Origin of the sequence: Rhizobium cerradonense, from assembly GCF_030182455.1 — a bacterium.
Taxonomy (GTDB): Bacteria; Pseudomonadota; Alphaproteobacteria; order Rhizobiales; family Rhizobiaceae; genus Rhizobium.
In genome coordinates this window covers 13,635-32,764 of the sequence record NZ_JAQJCK010000030.1, presented here as the reverse complement: position 1 = coordinate 32,764, position 19,130 = coordinate 13,635, and the positions used below count along the sequence as shown (strand labels likewise).

The window sequence follows — 19,130 nt, the reverse complement described above, 5'->3', positions numbered from 1 at the left end:
TACAGGGGTATTTTAACTACCATGCGGTGCCTGACAATCTGCGACGATTGGGAGGGTTCCGCTGGGAAGTTGGTCGAGCTTGGCGACACGCCTTGATGCGCCGAAGCCAGCGACACCGCTTGCCTTGGGATCGTTTCCAAAGGCTCGTCCGCAAATACCTGCCACCGTGCCGGCTGATGCATCCGCATCCTGATGCTCGGCTTACCGTCACTACAGCCGATAGGAGCCGTATGCGGTAGTGCCGCACGTACGGAACTGACCGGGGGGCGATGGGTAACCATCGTCCCTACCGGGACCCCTGAACAATTCTCAAAACATTACGGCTGGTCTCCTAGCAAGGTTCGAAAACTCGCCAGGCAACTGGGCGCCTGTCGCATTATTGGCAACCGTATGGTTCTCCTCGACGAAGACGTAAGAGCCGTTCTTGAAGCCGCAAAGCCTGCGACAAAGCACGTCGTCCCTGCTCCCATCAAAGGAAGCTATGCGGAACTTCTCAAACTTCGTGCAAGAAGCGATCGGCGGCCTGCGCACCGCCTCCCCGACGATTACGTTTGACTGGAGGCCAGCGGTAGGTTGATGCGCAAGGCGCAGCCAATGTCACGCCATCTGTCAAGCGACACCGCCTCCACCGCTGCAGTAGTCAGCTCGCAAAATCCGATTTGAGGAGCGATATGATGTCGACTTCGATTTTGACTGCTTTGACGGTGCGCGCGGGCCTAAGCACGTTGGTGCTGAAGGTGGCGCAGCTTCTCCATTGACGCACGAAGCTTTCAGCGTCCGCTTGGTGACCAACCATTAGTCTGAACTTTACGGCGAGGCGGAATTCTGGCAAACTTCTGCCATCGTGGTCAGGACATGACGTCCTTTAGACCAAAGTTATCGGAGCTCCTTTCCATCCGATATCTCTCACTTCTCTGGCCCTGCGGATTCCCCTCAGGGCTTTCTTTTGTGCTGAGCCGTGCCGGGTGCCGAAATGATCGACGAAACCAGAGAATATCTGCTGGACAACCGAAGCAAGTTGTCATTCCAGATTGAGCGGGCGAAGCATCATCTTGCCGGCCTTGAGGCTGACGCGATCAAGATCATCAACAGCAAGGCTTCTCTGCCTGCGGCCGATATCGCCATCATTACCGGGGACTTGGCCGAGCACCTGAGAAGCGAGATCGAGGCGCTCTGCTGGGCGATCGACCACATTGATCACGAGCTGGAATATCTCGACGGCGATGATGAATTTGAGCCGTTCGCGGGGCGCGAGGCTCGTTCGCGCGATTGAACTATTTTTGCCGCTGTTTCAACGAGCGAAACCGTTTTCGGCGCTGATGTGATCCCAACTCGTCGGCAGGAAGAGAAGGAATTTGTCTGATTTAGTTGCCCGCACAACATCTCCACCTCGGGATGAATTCAAGCTCTCCTATATACTCTGGGCTTTCCTGTTTGTTCTCTACGCAGACGTCGTGAACGGCATAAGTTTCGCGTACGAGCTCTATTGGGACGGCGATATGCTGTGGCTCGGCCCCATGCTCGTCGCCTTTTTTGCGTGGCTCTTTTTCATCGTCTCGAATGCGATAAAGGGACGTTGGTGGCGGATGTTGTCAGTCGTGGTTGCGCCATTTCTTGGCGCTCTGCCAGTGATCGCCATTGCCTATCTAGGCGTTACCCCTGACCGCCTGCGCTTTGAGTATCGCAAGTCCGATTTTCTCAAGGACGTGAGAGACAGCGCAGCCGCTCACGGCCATCCCGTACTTATCAACTGGAGTTGGGGAGAAATTGCCGGCGGCTTCGGTGGATCAACCTTGGGATTCGACTTGATCTACGATGAGACTGATCAGATTGCGTCTCCGCCAACGACTTGGTCCGCGTCATTCCGAAGCCGATCGTTCGATCGGCAACCGCGTGAGCCCGGAAAGGACTACGGTCAAGGCAGTAGTTTGTTTCCGAGCGATGAGAACATCTCGGAGCCGACCATTGAGAGCATGGGCGGCCACTTCTATCTCGCATCGCAGTTGTTCGAGTAGATTCGACTCAGTGATTTGGCTTATCTGCCGGCGCTGGAGCGGATGAGGATCGCCAGGTGAATGGGACGGCGTAGCCGAGGAGACAGCCCCATTAGCCCACATTCATGAACTTCACCGCAACGCCGCGTAGTCAGGAACCTTTGCTGCAGCTAAAGGTTACGTCTCAAAGGAGCACTCCGATGAGCAACGATTTCAACAGGCCGAACCCAGATCTCAGAACGACACCGGTACGTCGGCAACCTTGGGTGCCATGGGTCGTCATTCTCGCGATTATTGTGGTCGCGGCTCTCGCCTGGGCTTTCTGGCCGCACACCAGCACGACAAACCCTAACGCCCCAGCCCAGACGACGACGACACAGCCGACCACCACAACGCCGCCCGCGACAGCACCCGCTCAAAACAATAAATAGCGGCATTGGGAGAAGACCATTCGAAGAATCGGATGCCAAAGCGCGTAACACGACTTTTGCGTGCTTTTGGAAATAAAAAGTTACCAAAACTGCTCGGACAGGGTTTGTGACCTTAAGTTTGGCCTTTGAGCATTCACTCGCGCATTCTAATATATTGCCATATTTCCTCCCCCCGCTGAAACGCAAGTAGGCGGGGGCTTTTTCTTTGCCATGTACCCATTTCCGGCGTACTGTGCCCCATCGATCGGCATTTTACGGCTACGATCGCTTGGGAGATCATACGCGCTTCTGCCTTATTCAGGAGGAACGCATGGCGTTTGATCTTAGTTATTTCCACGATTTTGAAGACGTTGACGCTCTGGTAGACGCTGTGAGCGGGTGTTGCAAAAGGCAGAATATCGACCCCATGAGCCCGAACGGTCGAAAACTAATCAGGGTTGTCCTTAACAGGCGACGATTGGTGGTCGCTGCCGCCCGAAGCCGGGAAGAGATCGCGCCATCCGAGTACCTTCATTAGCCGGTTGCCGTCGTCGCGAGCCCGAGAAAAAGCCCCTATCCGATCGGGATAGGGGCACAGTTTCCATGAAGTGCTCTGTTTCAATCGTCGGAGGCACACTTCCGACCGCTGAATTAGAACATGATAATGTCATCAATGATATACGTCCTTCGGCCTCGAAATGCGGCTGTTCGGGCATGGGGCGTACCCCGCTAGTATCCGGAGCCGACATTGCTATAAACCGCGACGTGAAGAAAGATTAGGGACGGTGTGCGCCGATACATTCACTGCAGCAAGGATTTTAAGGGACCGACGCAGGGGTCACGAAGATATCACGAACTGAGCGAGTCCGCTTGGGATTCGAGCAACCGTAAGTTAGTTTTCAGCGTGTTTGCTGGGAGAAATAGAACCAAATGACAGTCGCGACAAGAAAGGCATTGCTTGAGAAGATCGAGGCGGATCGAGGATCGAAGGCGTTACGCTACGTAACGGCGACCGCCCGCAGATGGAAACACAGATCGCGAACGACGCGTTCGACTATTTTGTCCAACACCTCGATAAGGTATGGCCGGCACAGAAAATTACATTCATACCTCACACTAATGGCGGCGATTCAGCGGCCGCATGCCGTATCATTAACCTGCTTCGCATTTTTTGCGACGACTTAGAGGTCCTCGTTCCGAATAAGGCCCACAGCGCGGGAACCCTGATCTCGCTCGGTGCCAATCGGATCATCATGACGAAGCAAGCAACGCTCGGCCCCATCGATCCGAGCCTGTCCGGTCCCTTGTCACCGATGGTGCCCGGCCAACCACACCAACGCGTTCCCGTAAGCGTCGAAGCAGTTCAAGGCTTCATCGACCTAGCGAAGTCAGAGCTTGGCGTCGTCGACGGACCATCGCTGGGAACAATTCTCAATAAACTTTCCGACCAAGTTCACCCGCTTGTTCTCGGCCAGATTTTCCGAAGCCGCAATCAAATCCGCGAGCTTGCAAAGAGGCTGCTTGAAAATCACGGCCTCAATGAGAGAAGAGGAAGCAGCTGCAGGCCTTCTCGACCAGGTCGATGGATGGGTGAAAACGCAGGACCGATCGGTGCAGATCGCCTATGAATATTCCGGCTCGTTCGTCAAATCGTTGCCGATGATGCAGGAGGGCTTTCAGGCGATGGGCTTCGCGCCCCAGCAGATCGACGACTTCTTCACCGCGGCGGCGAAGCTGTGACGTTCTGGAGCGGTCTTTAGTGAAATGGCCCCACCTCAAGGCAGTGAGGCAGGGCCGAGGAACCGGGTGTGGTTCATTGTGCGCGAGCAAATTTCCGGGGGGCGTTTTGCTCGCGCAACGGTCCGTTACCACACGATGAAACCAAACTGAATGCCGGTTGCTGCCGAAGCTATCCAAAAAAGGAAAAAACATCGTGGATCGCGCGAAATTCGTCGCCGCGGTGCGCCCACGGTCGTCAGTCGCGGATAGAGCCGATCCAGCGATCTTCAAGGGTGTTTCGCCTTCGGTCAACTCGCGATATTCAATGGCTGAGCCGTTGCTCGCTGATCGAGACCGCCATAGGGCGATACAAGTCCATCATCGGAAAACGTTTTGCGCGCAAGATCGTCTCCCGTGCAGCAGACCGAAGTCGCTATCGGCTGCGCCGTCCTCAACCGCATGCTTGCTTGCGCACGCCCGAAATCCGTCCGCCGTAGGGCAGCCACGCCATAGACAGCCGTTTCAAAGATCGCCATCCCCTCAAATCCCAATCCATGCACCAACGCCCCAAACACGGGATTGCATTCCGCGACGGGCCGACGAGATAATCTTTTCTTGCTGCCGCTAGCATTGTGTCACCTCCGCATTTAACCTTCGGATTTAGCAATGCTTAAGATTACCAGCAATGCGGTTGGCTACGTTGATCTGGGTCAACACCGCGGCGTGCTGCATGCTTGGGGAAGTGGGGCAGAGCGACGGTAGGTGCTCCAAACCTGCTGATTTAAGTTTGGCTGGTTTCGCGAGTGCCGCAGCATGGCGCACCGATCTCACTGTGTCGCCGACTTCCTGAACTCAAGAATGACAACCTATCTTGTTATCAGCCGAGCAGCCGGCTCTGCCGCTTTTATGCGGCTCCTAACTGCTACAGAGAACAAGCGGCACGAGAGACGCGTTCGCGTGCGCGCTCTAAGAACACAATATCGATTTCATCGTTGACAACCTGCTGGCAACGGAAATTACAAGATGTCCGCGAAATGCATAGTTGAGACGGCGGGAGCATCTCATTTGACGCGTCTGCACCGGGTTTGCGACACAGTTTTGTTGAGCAAACTCATTTTGTCTCAAGTTAAATAGCTGAAAAGCTGACAGGAAGTCTTTCGGTGTTTTTGGCACGAGCCTTGCAGCCCTGTAGCGAAACGGCGGGAGCTGCCGGCGAACATTCCTTTCTCGGCTAAATCCAGCGGACGGACCGGGGGCTACAAGAGCAACATGTCAGATATCTACCAGAGTACATTCTACCGGAGAAGGCATTGACCACAGCGTCAATCCCTTCCGCCATAGAGCGGATTATCCCGCGACTGAGGAGGACTTCTGATCCATAACGTCTTTAGCAATCCTCGACGCACACGGAAGCGAAGCAGTCGGTTCGAGGTCGGCATTGACACCGAATGTGTGCCCGAAATCCATATGCCCCAGCAAGAAGTGCGATTCACAGTGCTCAACAGTGGAAATAAGCTTGGGAATGCGAGCTCGTATCTGAACGGCAGCACGCCCTATTGGAGGACGAACCTTATTGTTTGTGCTGCCGGTTCGTTCACCACGACCGTTGCCATGACAATGTTACTTCCCTTCTTACCCCTATATATCCGGGAATTAGGCGTCAGCGACCAAGCATCCATAGCGCAGTTTTCGGGCGTGGCGTACGGCGTGACTTTCCTTGCGGCCGCACTGGTTGCCCCGCTCTGGGGAAGACTTGCCGACCGCTACGGTCGGAAGGCGATGATGGTTCGCGCAAGCTTGGGCGTGGTCGCAGCGATGGCCTTGATGGGTGTAGCTCAAGATGTATGGCAGTTGCTGGCTATGAGATTTTTAGCCGGTCTACTCGGAGGCTACTCGTCTGGATCATATGCTTTGGTAGCGACACAGGTTCCCAAAGACCGTATTGGCTGGGCGTTGGGGTTCTTGGCCACGGGGATTATGGGGGGCAACCTCGTCGGCCCGCTGATCGGCGGATTTCTACCAACATTAATCGGCATTCGAGAAACGTTCTTTTTGACTGCGGCATTAGTCTTCCTCACTTTTGTTGCCAGCGCATTTTTGATCAGAGAGAATTTCAATGCTCGAACGACAGAGCGTGAACACTCCAACAGTTGGTCGACGATCCCAAGCAGGAGGCCTGTCTTGGCAATGCTGGCGACGGGCTTGCTTCTGATGATCGCCAATATGTCCATTGAACCAATAACAGCGATTTACATTTCGCAACTCGTCGAGCCAAATCGTCATGTTACCCTTTGGGCCGGTCTGGTCATTTCGGGTACAGCGTTTGGGAGTGTTCTTTCCGCCTCGCACCTTGGAAGACTAGCAGATCGCGTCGGGCACTGGAAAGTTATCGTTGTCGCAATGTGCATCGCTGCGGCACTCCTTCTGTCACAAGCTTTCGTTACGAACGTTTTGGAGTTGGTGGGGCTGCGAATATTGATGGGGCTCGTTTTAGGGGGCTTGCTACCTTGTATCGGCAGCGTGATACGCCACAGCGTCCCCGAGCAAGCCGTCGGCGCGATCCTCGGCTGGTCGACATCGGCGCAGCACGCGGGTCAAGTGCTCGGCCCGGCCATTGGCGGCGTATTAGCTGCTCATGCCGGTATACATTCAGTGTTCTTTTTTACGTCATTCCTAATGCTCGTCGGAGGTTTTATTGCTTGGAGCAATCGACCTTAAGAGACAGGGCTAAGGACCGCGAGCCCATTAGCCAATCTGCACGAATTGCAGCGAGCCAGCCCGCAGCGGCTTAGCCTTATGGCCTGTAGACGCCGGATTTGGCGTGGCGCCGAGCTTCGAGCAGTTCGTCACTCTACGGCCACTGCGATCACTGTCCGCGGTCCATTCCGCAATGTGACGGCGCAGTGCTGGGCTATATGCGCGGTCATCGCCCGTTCAGGCGATACAAGACGCTCGCCCTTTCATGTATGTTTCCTTGCAATACACGCGCCGTCTCGGACACCAATGTCCAGGCGAGGCGTCGCAATTCGGCTGCTCCGGAGGGAAAAATGCGCAAGGCAATTCTGGTGGTAAGCGCGGCGGCCGCTCTCGCATGCTCGGGCGCCGCATCGGCGCAGTCGCTCCCCCAGCCCGTTCAGGCGGCGATCGACGAGTCCAAGAAAGACTGCGGAGGGCCTGCCAAGCTTGAAAAGGGCTTCGTCAGCATCAAGGACATCAACGGCGATCAGGTTCCGGATTACATTCTTGATTACGCTCATTTGAAATGTGTCGGCATGCCTTCATCCTTTTGCGGTTCGGCTGGATGCGAGACGCAGATTTTCGTGGCCAAACCCGACAAAAGTTACAAATCCATCTTTGACGACTATGTGCAGGGCATAGGCTTTGTCGAGATCGCAGGGCGACCGGCGATCAAGCTTGCCCTGCATGGAAGTAGCTGCGGCCGCGCCGGGTCCGACACCTGCTATTCGACCCTGTACTGGAACGGCAGGGATTTCAAACCGGAGCAAGGAAAAAGCGATCAGCCTGCCACGGAAAAAGCGACGGCCGCGGGCGGTGACCTGGACGTCCAAATTCTGGAAGAGGGCGGAGACGGTCAGGTGGCAAACTGCTCGAGCAACATGGTTGCCGGACTAAAAGCCAACGGGGACGGCTTTCTCGCAATAAGGTCCGGGCCTGGCAGCCAGTACCGCCAGCTTGGCGAACTTCACAATGGCGATATGGTCATCGCCTTCCAGCAGCGCGGACAGTGGGCCGGTGTCGTCTACGGGAGCGAGACCCCCAATGTGAGATGCCATTCAACGAAAACGCACCCCCTGCCCTATAAGAACAAGGGCTGGGTCAACGCGAATTGGCTCAAACTCGTTGCCAACTGACCGGGCGTTGTGTTGGCATTCGTTCGCATCTGCCAAACATTGGGCGGCGCAAATATGGGCACAGGATGGTTCGCATTTACTGTATCCTGAAGCGTACGCGACAGTGCCGTATCGCTCTGAGGTAATTGCCTCTTTTGTTTTTGAAAATGTCGGGTCACCAATCCACTTCGTCGACACATTTTGACGACCAGTCGTTGTGGACGATGAATGGTCGGTTCTTCGGCAAAGGCCCCAGGCAAGCGCCGGAACTCGATCAGCCCGCCCCTCCCAACCGACGCCTGAATATACCGCAACTTGTCCCCGCCAGAGTGAGTACCTTCACGCTCTGCTGCGACTCATTGACATGGCGGGGCTCGCCCATTATGTTACATGTAACAATCACATTGGAGTTTGATCATGGCAAGCTCGGTCAACGAACGAGTTCAAAAGCGCCGTGAGACGTTGCGCGCCGCTGGGCTGCGTCCTGTGCAAATATGGGTTCCCGATACTCGTCGCCCTGGTTTTGCCGCCGAATGCCATCGTCAGTCCGTTCAGGTAGCCCTTGCCGATGCCGCCGATCCCGGTCTGCAAGACTTCCTTGACGCCGCTCTCGATGACCTGGACGACGAGGGTGAAGCGTGAGGCGCGGTGACATTGTGACCGTCGCAATCAGCGGTGATTTCGGCAAGCCGCGTCCAGCACTAATCATCCAGGCCGATCAGTTTGATGCAACTGGAACGATCACTGTCCTGCTGATCTCCAGCACACTGGTCGACGCGCCGCTCATTCGACCAACCATTCAGCCGACAGTGCAAAGCGGATTGCGAAAAGCCTCGCAAGTGATGGTGGACAAAGCCATGTCCGTGAAACGGGATAGAATTGGCACAACGATCGGTCGCCTGGAAGATGATGCGCTCCTGGCGGTCACAAGATCGCTCGCCGTTTTTTTAGGTGTTGCTTAAAGATGAACCCATCCGGGGTGCTGGTAGCCCGGCATAACTGCATCCGCGTCCCCGTGTACCACGCCGGAAAGTGCCTACCGGCGCTCGGATAGCTCCACCTGGCGGAGATCGTGGCCATCGAAGTACAGAAGATCGAAGGCGTAGAAAATCGCCTCCCCCGAACTCCGTTTACCGCCGCGACCGCCCAGCGCCTGCTGAAGGGCACGGAAGTCTGACCGTCTTACCTCATCAAGAACAACCGCCTCGCGATCGAGGATGGCGTTCCCACCGATCTCACCTGCTGCCGCGGCAATCGATGGAAAGCGATGTGTCCAATCATGGCACCACGCGTAAGGATGCGAACACGCTGCGGCTCGATATGGACGGCCAAGCGGGATCCGTCCCATTTGATCTCATAGACCCAATCGGCACCCTTCGGCGGCTTCGAGCAGTGCAAGGCATGGCTCGACCCGTTCCGGCATTGGGTCAAATGGAAAGCGTGGCTGGCCCTGCCGCTTCTCGCGCAGCGGACTAACCCCTATTCCTTCCGTTATCCAAGATTAAAGTTTGTGTTTAATAGCCTGGCTGAGGCGCTTTGCGCCCTCAACAAGAGTGGTGGGGTGGCCTGCGAAAGTTAGCCGCAGGAAAGAGCCTTCTGGGTCCGCAGGAAACCATGGGCGACCAGCGCCAACGATAACGTCGTTCCGGGCCAGGTCTGCAGCGAGTGCGACATCGCAGACGTGATCCGGCAAGCGTAGCCAAAGGTGCATGCCTCCGGTCGGGACCTGGAACGTCACGCAATCCCCAACTTCCTCGCGCAGCACCCCGACGAGGACATCGCGCCGCTCGATTAGGGCAGCGCGGACGGCCTTGAGATGAGGCTTCCATCTTGGCGCGGAGACAACGGCCAAAGCCGCCGCTTGCAAGGGACCGGAAACAAAAAAGTCTTGACTCACGCGAGCCACCTTCAGCCGTGCCAGGGCAGCTCCCCTTGCGATAACGGCTGCGACCCTCAAACCGGGTGCAGCCGATTTGGCAAGGGACCTAATATAAACAACGTGTCCATGGCGATCAGCCGTCGCAAGCGGAGCCGGTGCGTTGCCTGCCAGATCGAGATCGCGCGCCCAGTCGTCCTCGATGATGAAGGCGCCCGCCTGCCTTTGCAGCAATGTCGAGGACAGCAGCTCGCCGCTCATTCGACATGACGACGCCCGAAGGATTGGAGAAGGTTGGTTGGCTGTAAAAGACCCGGGCCCCCGTCTGTTCGAAGGCGTCCTCCAGCAGTTCCGGTCGCACTCCGTTTTCGTCAATGGCTACGGGAATGACTTCAAGACCCGCCGCCCGGGCAGCCGACATAGCGCCAGTATAGGTCGGCGTCTCCACAAGAATGGGACGTCCAGGCGGCACAAGTGCCCGTAGCGTCGCAGTGATCGCCGCCTGTCCGCCGTTGCATATGATGACATCGTGGGGTGAGAACACGGCGCCGTTTCCGATCTCGCGCGCGAACCACGCCCGCAATGACTGAAGACCCTCGATCGGCAGTCTATCCCAAAGATCGACACGACCTGCGGCTCGACGGAGCGCGTGTGCCAAAAGGCCAGACGCCTGTAGATCAGGCGGCAGGTAGCCCATGCTCAAGATCAAGCCGTCGGCTGGTGGAAGCGTCAATGAAGTTTCCAAAAAACCACCGTCTCCCCGCGCAGCTCCAAGCGCGACAGATTGCCAAGATAGGTCGACAACCTCGGCGGGACTTGCGGGCCCCTCGCGAACGAAGGTTCCTTTGCCCGGGCGAGCCTCGATCAGGAGCCACCTCACTTCAACGGGAATCCGGGCCGCGCCTCCGTTGCGATGGCACGCGGTTCGAGTTTTTTGAGGATGCGATATCGGCCGGTCGCCTGGAGTTGCTGCACCATATCGTCCTCACTTAAAGCAGCTGACCGTTGGCGCTTGGCAGGCAATGAAGCAGCTGCCTTCGCGGAAGGTGTCTCACTTGAAACAAACAAATCGAACTGCTGCGTCACTCAGTCCCCGACGTTATCTTAGAACGAACTCTCCAGACTGCTGTCCGGCAAATCGGTATAGGCCATCTCCTCCAAAAAATCAGGAGAAAAAGCACAGGATAACGGCGATGTAGCTGATCTGACATGCGTCACAGCCCGACCGTAACGCCTCTCACACAATGATGCATGTTGGTCTACTCAGTGAGTCCTAGACAGGATCGCCGGTCCAGTCTTCATGTCTATGGCGTATTCGGATCACGAAAATTGCTCCGTTTTCCTCGATCTTGTAGACAATAGGATGGGCCTCGAACGGATGAATTCTAACGGTGGCGAAATCTCTTCCAGCTCACGTGCCATTCGCGGGTTGGCGGCAATGAGGTCAAGCACAGCGAACAAGTCATCATGATATCGCCTCGCCTGTGTGGATCCGAACATGCTTACACCTTGTTCGGCGATCGCAATGATGTCCTCTTCCGCCTCAACTGAAAGGCTAAAATTAAAATGCATTATCTGCTGCCGCGCATAGTATCCACACGCGCGACTGCCGCAACAAAGAAGGCGCCGAGCTTCGCACTTGACCGCAGGAGGCAATATCAATGACAGGCCGAGGGTTGGAATTCGCGTGATTTGATCGACAACGAGAAGCGTTTGCCAAAAACGCCTCCAGTCCCGATCAAGGTGTGGGTTCGATGACTTTATGCTGAGATGGAGTCATCTCTAGGGATTTCCCTGTATCGCCGCCGAGATCGCCTGGCAAATTACTGAACTCCGTCTCTCGCCCGCAGGTCGCATGGCGTCGAAGCGCTCGGCGATTGAACGATTTGAGCAAATTTTGCAGGTCGTCGACGAAGGTGAAGATGACCGGGATAATGATGAGGCTGAGCAGCGTTGATATCATCACGCCTCCGATCACCACAATGGCCATCGGCTGCCGGAAGCTGGAATCCCCACCCGACAGGCTGAGCGCGGCCGGCAGCATGCCCGAGGCCATGGCAAGGGTGGTCATGACGATCGGCCGCGCCCGCTTGTGGCAGGCATCGACGAGCGCATCGAACCGGGACATGCCTCGGCGACGTGACATGATCGCATATTCGATGAGAAGGATGGAGTTCTTCGTCACAACGCCCATCAGCATGAGAAGGCCGATGACGGCAGGCATCGAGAAACTGGTGCCGGTCAGCACGAGTGGCACCAGCGCGCCGCCGAGCGAGAGCGGCAGGGCCATCAGCAGCGTGAGCGGCTGCAGGAAATCGTGGAACAGCAGGACGAGCACGGCATAGATGCAGAACACACCGATCGCCATCGCAAGCGCGAAGCTCTGGAACAGCTCGGAGCTGCGCTGCAACTCGCCCTGTTCCACCAGCGTAACGCCTGGCGGCAGATGCTGGAGAGCCGGCAGCGCCTTCGCCTCGCGGTTGACATCGCCCAGAATGCGGCCGTTGAGTTCGACGGAAACGGTGACATTGCGCATGCGGTCGATACGGTCGATCTCCGAAGGGCTGCCGCCGATGCGGACATCGGCAATCGATCCGAGATCGACATTGCCATTGGTGCCGGCCACCCGCATGGTCTTGATATCATCCAGACTGGTGCGCGTTTCCGGCGAGAAGCGGACGACGATCGGGATCTGGCGTTGCGGCAGGTTGAGCTTCGGCAGGTCGGAGGAATATTCCCCATTTGTCGCCACGCGCACGGCGCTGGCGATCGCATTCGACGTTACCCCGAGCGCTGCGGCGCGCGCAAAGTCGGGCGTGATCTGAATTTCCGGCGCCTGCCTTGCGGCCGTTGATGTCACCGCACCGATGCCATGCAGCGTGCGCAACTGCTCCTCGAGCGCCGTGCTTGCGCTATCGAGCGCACTGGCATCGTCGCTGGCCAGAGTGAACTCGAGCTTGGTACCGTTGCCGATACCGACCGCCACACGCACTCCGGGGAGGACGGAGAGCGCCTGCCGGATATCGTTTTCGATCTCCGACTGCTTGCGGTCGCGCTCATCAATCGGCGTCAGCGTGGCGACGATCGCGGCAGACCCGACACTGCTCCTGGCGACCGTCGCACCACCGCCCGAGGATCCCGAGCCGATAGCCGCAAACACATGTGTCACGTCGGGAATCTCACTGAGAATATCTGCGGCCTTCCTGGTTGCGGCGTCGGTTTGCTCGACAGTGGCGCCGGGCTGCAGGGTGAGCGTGATCTGCGTCCGCGAGTCGTCAGCGGCTGGCAGGTATCCCGTTCTTAAGAGGGGGATAACGGAAAGCGAAACCGCAACGACGACGGCAGTCACGGCCACTGTTGTCTTCCGGTGATCGAGGGCAGCCTTCGCGAGCGCCATATAGGCGCGCATGATTCGGCCATCCTTCTGCTCCGACGGATGAGCCTTCATGAAATAGGCTGCCATCATGGGGGTAAGCAGACGCGCAACGACAAGCGAGGCAACGACGGCAACAGCGGCGGTGATGCCGAACTGACGGAACAGGAGGCCCGGTATGCCGCTCATGAATGCCGTCGGCAGGAAGACGGCGACCAGCGTGAAGGTGGTGGCGATGACGGCCAGCCCGATCTCGTTGGCCGCCTCCATCGCGGCATCGATCGGCCGCTTGCCCATCTGCAGGTGGCGGGCAATGTTTTCAATCTCGACGATGGCGTCGTCGACGAGAATACCTACCACAAGCGACAGCGCCAGCAAGGTGACGACGTTCAGACTGAAGCCCGCCAGGTACATGACCAGAAAGGTCGGTATGACCGACAAGGGCAGTGCCACAGCCGACAGGATCGTCGCGCGCCAGTCCCGAAGGAAGAGCCAGACAACCACGATCGCCAGGATCGCACCCTCATACAGTATGTGCATCGCGCCGTCATAATTGCCGAGAATTGACCCGATCAGGCTGTAGACTGCATGGATCTGCACATTGGGATGCGACGCTGCGAAATTTTTCATTGCCGTGTTAACGTCAGCCGAAACGCTGCTGTCGGAAAACCCGTTCGAACGCTTGATTTCGACGGCGATCACCGGCTTGCCGTCGAGATAGGCCATCGAGGTGCGCTCCGCGAAGCTGTCCTTGACCGAGGCGATGTCGTCGAGTCGGGCCTGCTGCCCGTTAGCGAGCGGTATAGTGAGCTCCCTCAGGGCCTCGACCGACTCTACGGCGCCGAGCGTGCGCAATGTCTGACGCTTGCCGCCGACTTCGCCAAGGCCGCCAGACTTGTCGGCTTGCACGGCCTTCAACTGCGCTGATACCGTCGCGGCGGTGACGCCGAACGACGCCATCGTCGAAGGATCGAGATCGACATGGACCTCGCGATCGATCCCGCCGATGCGGTTGACCTGGCCGACGCCCGGGACCGATAGCAGTGCCTTGGTCAGATCGTTATCGACAAACCAGGAGAGTTCGGTCTCGTTGAGAGCGGTCGAGCGGACGGCATAGGTGACAAGTGCGGAGCTTTGGACGGTGGCCTTCGTAATGATCGGCGTCGCCATCTGTGCCGGCAGATCGGCCTTGACGCTATCGACGGCATTGCGGACCTCATTGAGGGCCGTTTCGCTGTCTTTCTGCAGCTTGAAGGATACCTTGGTCGAGACGGTGCCGTCGGTGATCGTCGTGAGAATATGATCGAGATGGCTCAAGGAGGTGAGGCTATCCTCGATGGTGCGGGCAACCTCCGTCTCGAGCTGCGTCGGCGCAGCGCCGTCGAGCGTGGCGGTGACACTGATGGTCGGCAGGTCCATATCCGGAAAGTACTGAACCGCCAGCTGTTTGAATGCCCAAAGCCCGCCAAATCCAAACATCACAAACAGCAATATCGCTGGTATGGGATTGCGGATCGAGAAGGCGGAGAAGTTCATCAGTTCGCCTCCGCAATCTTCACGAGGTCATTGTCCGACAGAAAGGCACCGCCTGACGTCACGACCTTCGACGACCGATCGATGCCGAAGACGATCTCGACTTCACCATTGTTGCGGCGGCCGGTTTCGACGCGGACCCGTCGCACCCGCTTGTCCTCGCCGGCGGTGAAGACGTAGCTGATGCCATCCCGGAACACGATTGCCGTCTCGGGGACGGTGAGCGCCGGTGTGGTCTGCAACTCGATGCTGCCCGTGACGTAGAGGCCGGTCCGCGGACGAATGTCGGCGGGAAGCGCGACATAGACGATCGCCCGGCTGGTGTCGGTGCTGACCGAGGGTCCGACAAGCCGCACCTTGCCGGCAATGACGTGACCTTCCGGCCCGTTGATCCTAACGCTCAAGCCTTCCGAAATGCGCGGCAGATAACGCGCCGATACTTCGGCCTGCCATTCGACACGCTGCTGGCGCACCATGCGGAAGAGCTCGGTGCCGGTGGAGACGACGGCGCCGAGATCGGCCGAACGCGAGGTTATGAGGCCATCGTCGGCGGCGGTGATAGTCGTCTGCGCAAGCTTGATCTTTTCGCCGTCGAGCGCGGCTTCCTCGGATGTCAGGCTTGCCGTCGCCGTCTGCTCGTCGGCCAGATATCCAGTGATTTTCTCGTCGGCGAGGGCCCCCGAAGTGCTGAGCTGGCGTGCACGATCCGCATTCGCCTTGGCCTTTGTCAGATTTGCCTTGGCAGTCACGACAGCCGCCTCCTGCTTGCGAAGGTCCGCCAGCACGCTCTCCTGCGAAAGCCGGGCCAGCGTCTGCCCCTTCGTGACCACGGACCCGACATCCGCCAGGACGTCGGTGATGCGCAGGCCACTCGTTTCGGACGCGATGATTGCTTCCTGCCAGGGCTTCAACCAGCCGCTCGCGGGAACGGTCTCCGGCCAGTCCCGTATTGCCGGCGCCGTCAGAGAAACCGTCAGAGCGGGTGCGGCCGCCTGTTCAGCCATGCTATTGGCGCAGGGAAACTGGAGTGCTGCACAGACAAGAACGGCAGCGAGTAGAAGACACGGTTTTCTCAAATGGCAATTCCTCGCAGTTCACGGGTGTCCGCGCTCAACCGTGGCGTCAAAAATGTCGGCTGTTGTGGTGCAAAGTTGAAATGCCTGACGGTCTCGAAGGTGACAAAACTCAACTGTTCAAAACATCTTGGCGACACCAGTGATGTCGGGCTATTCCGCCGTCCAAAGCAGCAGTTTTTTGTCGGCGACTCCGTCAGAGATCGCCAATCAGCTGCTGGATTGAGCCAGGATTGGGCGCGCTCGCCAACTATAACAAGACCACCTACGGCCGGGGAGAGGCTAGCGTTTTGAGGACACTGGCATCCGATTGGACCAGGGAAACACAGAGTCAACGTTGTCTTCGAGGCGGTGAATACCGCTAATTCGCCTCTTAAGGTTCGCGTGGGACAATAGAGCCTGTTGCGCCGACGTTTGCTGCGTCTGGTCATCCTATTGCGTACGCTGCTTCCTCGACAGCCCGGCCTACACGCATGCGGATGGCCTCGGAAATCACCTCCCCGTGGGCGAAGTCATTACGGGTGGCATAGATTGCGGTCGGCATCGCAAGCGCTTCAAAGAACCCGAACAGAGGGCGCAACTGATGCTCGACGACAAGCGAATGACGCTCGCCTCCGCCCGTCGCAGCGATGATGATAGGCTTGCCCCTCAGCGATGTTGGATCGAGCAAATCGAAATAGTGCTTGAATAGGCCGGTGTAACTGCCCTTGTAGGTGGGTGAGCCTACAACCAGGACGTCTGCCTCCAGCATTTGGTCTACGACCCCGCGTGCTTGAGCGCTGAGGTCGTCTAGCCGTTTGGCCGCCAATAGTGAAGGTCCAAGGTCATCGACATCGAAGGACTGCGCCACCGCTCGCGTTTTGATTGCCAATTGCCCGACGATATGGTCGACGAATGTGCGCGTCGTGGACGGTCGTGTTATGTTCCCCGAGAAGCCAAATATCTTCGTTTGCGGCATGTCGATCTCCAAATGCTCAGCAGTTATAAGTCATCTAAACTCTGTCATTCGTCCCTTACGGAAACGATGACCTATTCGACGGTGACTGATTTCGCCAGATTGCGCGGCTGATCGACGTCCGTGCCCGCAAACACGGCCGTATGATAGGCGAGTAGTTGGACCGGCAGCGAGAAGATCATCGGCGCAATGATCTCGTCCACATTTGGAAGAACGATTGTTTGCATCGTGTCGAGCTTCAAGGCGCGAGCGCCCTTCTCATCCGTGATCAAGATGATCCGTCCGCCGCGGGCCGCAACCTCCTGCATGTTGGAAGCGGTCTTATCGAAAAAGCGGTCGTGTGGTGCGATCACGATAACCGGCATGTTCTCATCGATGAGAGCAATTGGACCGTGTTTCAGTTCGCCGGCAGCATACCCTTGCGCGTGAATATAGGAAATCTCCTTTAGTTTCAGGGCGCCTTCCATGGCCAAAGGGAAGCTGGTTCCGCGGCCAAGATAGAGCACGGCGCGGCACTTTGCCAATTCACGCGACAGAAGTTCGATCCTGGGTTGGATGCTGTTGAGCACCTGCCCAATGACGCGCGGCATCTCGGCAAGCCGGGCGACCAGTGTCTGTTCCTCCTTCTCCGTAAGGGTGCCACGCGCCCTGCCGGCAGCAACCGCGAGCGCAGCCAATACGGCGAGTTGGCATGTAAAGGCCTTCGTAGACGCAACCCCGATCTCCGGTCCGGCGAGGATCGGGAACACAGTGTCGGACTCTCGTGCTATCGTCGATTCGGGCGTGTTGACGACTGCACCGGTCTTCAAGCCGTGCTCCTTGCAATGGCGTAGGCAAGCAAGTGTATCGGCCGTCTCGCCCGACTGTGAGATGAAGAGAGCTGCCACCTGTGGCGAGAACGGGATTTCGCGGTACCGAAATTCGGAGGCGACATCAATTTCGACCGGCAGACGTGCGTAGTGCTCGAACCAGTATTTGCCGATTAGTCCGGCCAAGTACGCAGTGCCGCAGGCGGAGATCGCCAAGCTTTGCACGTTGGTGAAGACGGTGTCGCGCCAAGCCGCGACCACCTGATTGTCGCTGAAGTTGATGTAATGGCCAAGGGTATCGGAGATGGCCTCCGGCTGGTCGTAAATCTCCTTCTCCATGAAATGGCGATAGTTGCCCTTGTCGATCATATGGGCCGTCACCACCGAGATCTGCCGCGGTCGGGTGGTGACCTTTCCGTCGATATCGAAGATACGGACGCCAGTCTTGTCGATGACCGCCCAATCGCCGTCGATCAGGTAGGTGATCTCGTTAGTGAAGGGCGCCAGCGCAATCGCGTCCGATCCGAGAAACATCTCGCCGCTTCCGTGACCGATCGCGAGCGGCGGGCCATTCCGGGCAGCCATGATGGTCGAAGGGTCCTCCTCGAAGAGCAGAGCCAGCGAGTAAGCGCCTCGGACGCGCTTCAGCATCGCATGCATTGCTTCGCGCCGGGCCATGCCGTCCCGGCGAAGTCTTGCCACGAGATGCGCGATGACCTCCGTGTCGGTGTCGGTTTGGAACTCGGTGCCGGCCGCGGTCAGCTCATCCTTCAATTCGGCGAAATTCTCGATTATCCCATTGTGGACGACTGCGATGCCGTCGCTAAAATGTGGGTGGGCATTGCGTTCCGTCGGCGCGCCATGGGTTGCCCAGCGCGTATGGCCAATGCCGATTGTGCCCGCCAGGGGCTGTTCTTTCAGCTTTGCTTCAAGGTTGAGGAGCTTGCCCTCACAGCGCCGGCGATGGAGCGCTCCACCGTCGATCGTCGCGACGCCTGCCGAATCGTAGCCACGATATTCAAGCCGTTTCAATGCGTCTATCAACCGGTCCGAAACCGGATGATGGCCGACAATACCCACAATCCCGCACATACATTCTCCGCGTTTTCGCATATCGGCCACAACGCTCTCACCTAGTCCGTCAGTCTGGGAGTGAGCGAAGCTGCTTCACTCCTTGATCGCCATGACGGCTATCATTCCGTCAGAACTCCGTGGCAAAACCGTCGTGCTGTCGCGCTAAGCCAAATTCAGCGCGTTCTAACGGCACTCGACTTATTGGAAAAATCGATTCTTTGGATCGCACCCATTTACGTCATGGATTATCGCCGCATCGGTTTTCACGCTGGGACGACGGGTGCCGCCTCGGACATAAACCGGCCGGTTTCCCAAGGCAGAGGTAACGTCCGTCATGATGCGCTCAGCAGCCATCATTGGTGCCAGGTATCTACGGAAACCTTGAAAGCGGGACGGTAGGCCCGCTCACATAGCCTTTTAGAAGTCACCTTCGAGCGTTCTTGTGGGAAAGCCTCCCTGGCAA

General features: G+C 57.6%; 16 protein-coding genes and 3 pseudogenes. 10 read left to right on the top strand and 9 right to left on the bottom strand.

Annotated elements, in window-relative coordinates:
• Positions 1-973 precede the first annotated feature (973 nt).
• The 10 genes and pseudogenes from PH547_RS31605 to PH547_RS31560 all read left to right on the top strand — a co-directional run bounded on the left by PH547_RS31605 (position 974) and on the right by PH547_RS31560 (position 8,936).
• Positions 974-1,273 (top strand): hypothetical protein, encoded by a 300-nt coding sequence (locus PH547_RS31605; protein ID WP_210320789.1) that lies wholly within the window; start codon positions 974-976, stop codon positions 1,271-1,273.
• Between the two features lie 82 nt (positions 1,274-1,355).
• Positions 1,356-2,015: a hypothetical protein gene (locus PH547_RS31600; protein WP_184806054.1), complete on the top strand. Its 660-nt coding sequence runs from the start codon at positions 1,356-1,358 to the stop codon at positions 2,013-2,015.
• A 179-nt stretch (positions 2,016-2,194) separates the two neighbouring features.
• A complete protein-coding gene (locus PH547_RS31595) occupies positions 2,195-2,425 on the top strand; it encodes a hypothetical protein (protein WP_184806051.1) in 231 nt (76 codons plus the stop codon).
• A 1,001-nt stretch (positions 2,426-3,426) separates the two neighbouring features.
• Entirely contained in the window at positions 3,427-4,032 is a 606-nt protein-coding gene (locus tag PH547_RS31590) for an SDH family Clp fold serine proteinase (RefSeq protein WP_184806048.1), read from the top strand.
• Positions 4,016-4,144: a hypothetical protein gene (locus PH547_RS31585; protein ID WP_331384605.1), complete on the top strand. Its 129-nt coding sequence runs from the start codon at positions 4,016-4,018 to the stop codon at positions 4,142-4,144. Before PH547_RS31590 ends, PH547_RS31585 begins: the two co-directional genes overlap by 17 nt.
• Positions 4,145-4,464: 320 nt before the next feature.
• Positions 4,465-4,636 (top strand): annotated as a pseudogene (locus PH547_RS31580) (IS5/IS1182 family transposase); the annotation flags it as partial.
• Positions 4,637-5,590: 954 nt separating this feature from the next.
• Positions 5,591-6,841 carry an MFS transporter gene (locus PH547_RS31575; protein ID WP_120764322.1) on the top strand — a complete coding sequence of 417 codons (1,251 nt, stop codon included), beginning with the start codon at positions 5,591-5,593 and terminating at the stop codon, positions 6,839-6,841.
• A 329-nt stretch (positions 6,842-7,170) separates the two neighbouring features.
• Positions 7,171-7,995 carry an SH3 domain-containing protein gene (locus tag PH547_RS31570; protein ID WP_246802362.1) on the top strand — a complete coding sequence of 275 codons (825 nt, stop codon included), beginning with the start codon at positions 7,171-7,173 and terminating at the stop codon, positions 7,993-7,995.
• Positions 7,996-8,391: 396 nt separating this feature from the next.
• Positions 8,392-8,616 carry an antitoxin MazE family protein gene (locus PH547_RS31565; protein ID WP_120764323.1) on the top strand — a complete coding sequence of 75 codons (225 nt, stop codon included), beginning with the start codon at positions 8,392-8,394 and terminating at the stop codon, positions 8,614-8,616.
• Positions 8,613-8,936, top strand: coding sequence for a type II toxin-antitoxin system PemK/MazF family toxin (locus tag PH547_RS31560; RefSeq protein ID WP_004119734.1), 324 nt, complete (start codon positions 8,613-8,615; stop codon positions 8,934-8,936). Before PH547_RS31565 ends, PH547_RS31560 begins: the two co-directional genes overlap by 4 nt.
• Positions 8,937-9,013: 77 nt before the next feature.
• Here the strand turns inward: PH547_RS31560 and PH547_RS31555 are convergent.
• From PH547_RS31555 to glmS, 9 genes and pseudogenes are all read right to left on the bottom strand, one after another.
• Positions 9,014-9,397, bottom strand: a pseudogene (locus tag PH547_RS31555) (ATP-dependent DNA ligase); the annotation flags it as partial.
• 78 nt (positions 9,398-9,475) lie between these two features.
• A complete protein-coding gene (locus PH547_RS33895; RefSeq protein WP_350223756.1) occupies positions 9,476-10,084 on the bottom strand; it encodes an aminotransferase class I/II-fold pyridoxal phosphate-dependent enzyme in 609 nt (202 codons plus the stop codon).
• Positions 9,987-10,583 (bottom strand): aminotransferase class I/II-fold pyridoxal phosphate-dependent enzyme, encoded by a 597-nt coding sequence (locus tag PH547_RS31550; RefSeq protein ID WP_092576572.1) that lies wholly within the window; start codon positions 10,581-10,583, stop codon positions 9,987-9,989. The genes PH547_RS33895 and PH547_RS31550 overlap by 98 nt, the downstream gene beginning before the upstream one ends.
• 143 nt (positions 10,584-10,726) lie before the next feature.
• A complete protein-coding gene (locus PH547_RS31545; protein ID WP_135488292.1) occupies positions 10,727-10,936 on the bottom strand; it encodes a hypothetical protein in 210 nt (69 codons plus the stop codon).
• Between the two features lie 187 nt (positions 10,937-11,123).
• Positions 11,124-11,422: pseudogene (locus PH547_RS31540) on the bottom strand (type II toxin-antitoxin system RelE/ParE family toxin).
• A 166-nt stretch (positions 11,423-11,588) separates the two neighbouring features.
• Positions 11,589-14,759 carry an efflux RND transporter permease subunit gene (locus PH547_RS31535; protein ID WP_184806039.1) on the bottom strand — a complete coding sequence of 1,057 codons (3,171 nt, stop codon included), beginning with the start codon at positions 14,757-14,759 and terminating at the stop codon, positions 11,589-11,591.
• Positions 14,759-15,832 carry an efflux RND transporter periplasmic adaptor subunit gene (locus PH547_RS31530; RefSeq protein WP_184806036.1) on the bottom strand — a complete coding sequence of 358 codons (1,074 nt, stop codon included), beginning with the start codon at positions 15,830-15,832 and terminating at the stop codon, positions 14,759-14,761. The genes PH547_RS31535 and PH547_RS31530 overlap by 1 nt, the downstream gene beginning before the upstream one ends.
• 424 nt (positions 15,833-16,256) lie before the next feature.
• Positions 16,257-16,787 (bottom strand): FMN reductase, encoded by a 531-nt coding sequence (gene msuE / locus PH547_RS31525; protein WP_004119752.1) that lies wholly within the window; start codon positions 16,785-16,787, stop codon positions 16,257-16,259.
• A gap of 71 nt (positions 16,788-16,858) precedes the next feature.
• Complete coding sequence (gene glmS, locus PH547_RS31520) at positions 16,859-18,685, bottom strand: glutamine--fructose-6-phosphate transaminase (isomerizing) (protein WP_184806033.1); 1,827 nt, start codon at positions 18,683-18,685, stop codon at positions 16,859-16,861.
• Between the last annotated feature and the right edge of the window lie 445 nt (positions 18,686-19,130).

Coding starts and splice junctions, on each gene's coding strand:
- PH547_RS31535 (WP_184806039.1), bottom strand. CDS start 14,759: ATGAACTTCTCCGCCTTCTCGATCCGCAATCCCATACCAGCGATATTG.
- PH547_RS31565 (WP_120764323.1), top strand. CDS start 8,392: ATGGCAAGCTCGGTCAACGAACGAGTTCAAAAGCGCCGTGAGACGTTG.
- PH547_RS31570 (WP_246802362.1), top strand. CDS start 7,171: ATGCGCAAGGCAATTCTGGTGGTAAGCGCGGCGGCCGCTCTCGCATGC.
- PH547_RS31595 (WP_184806051.1), top strand. CDS start 2,195: ATGAGCAACGATTTCAACAGGCCGAACCCAGATCTCAGAACGACACCG.
- PH547_RS31605 (WP_210320789.1), top strand. CDS start 974: ATGATCGACGAAACCAGAGAATATCTGCTGGACAACCGAAGCAAGTTG.
- PH547_RS31590 (WP_184806048.1), top strand. CDS start 3,427: ATGGAAACACAGATCGCGAACGACGCGTTCGACTATTTTGTCCAACAC.
- PH547_RS31575 (WP_120764322.1), top strand. CDS start 5,591: ATGCCCCAGCAAGAAGTGCGATTCACAGTGCTCAACAGTGGAAATAAG.
- msuE (WP_004119752.1), bottom strand. CDS start 16,787: ATGCCGCAAACGAAGATATTTGGCTTCTCGGGGAACATAACACGACCG.
- glmS (WP_184806033.1), bottom strand. CDS start 18,685: ATGTGCGGGATTGTGGGTATTGTCGGCCATCATCCGGTTTCGGACCGG.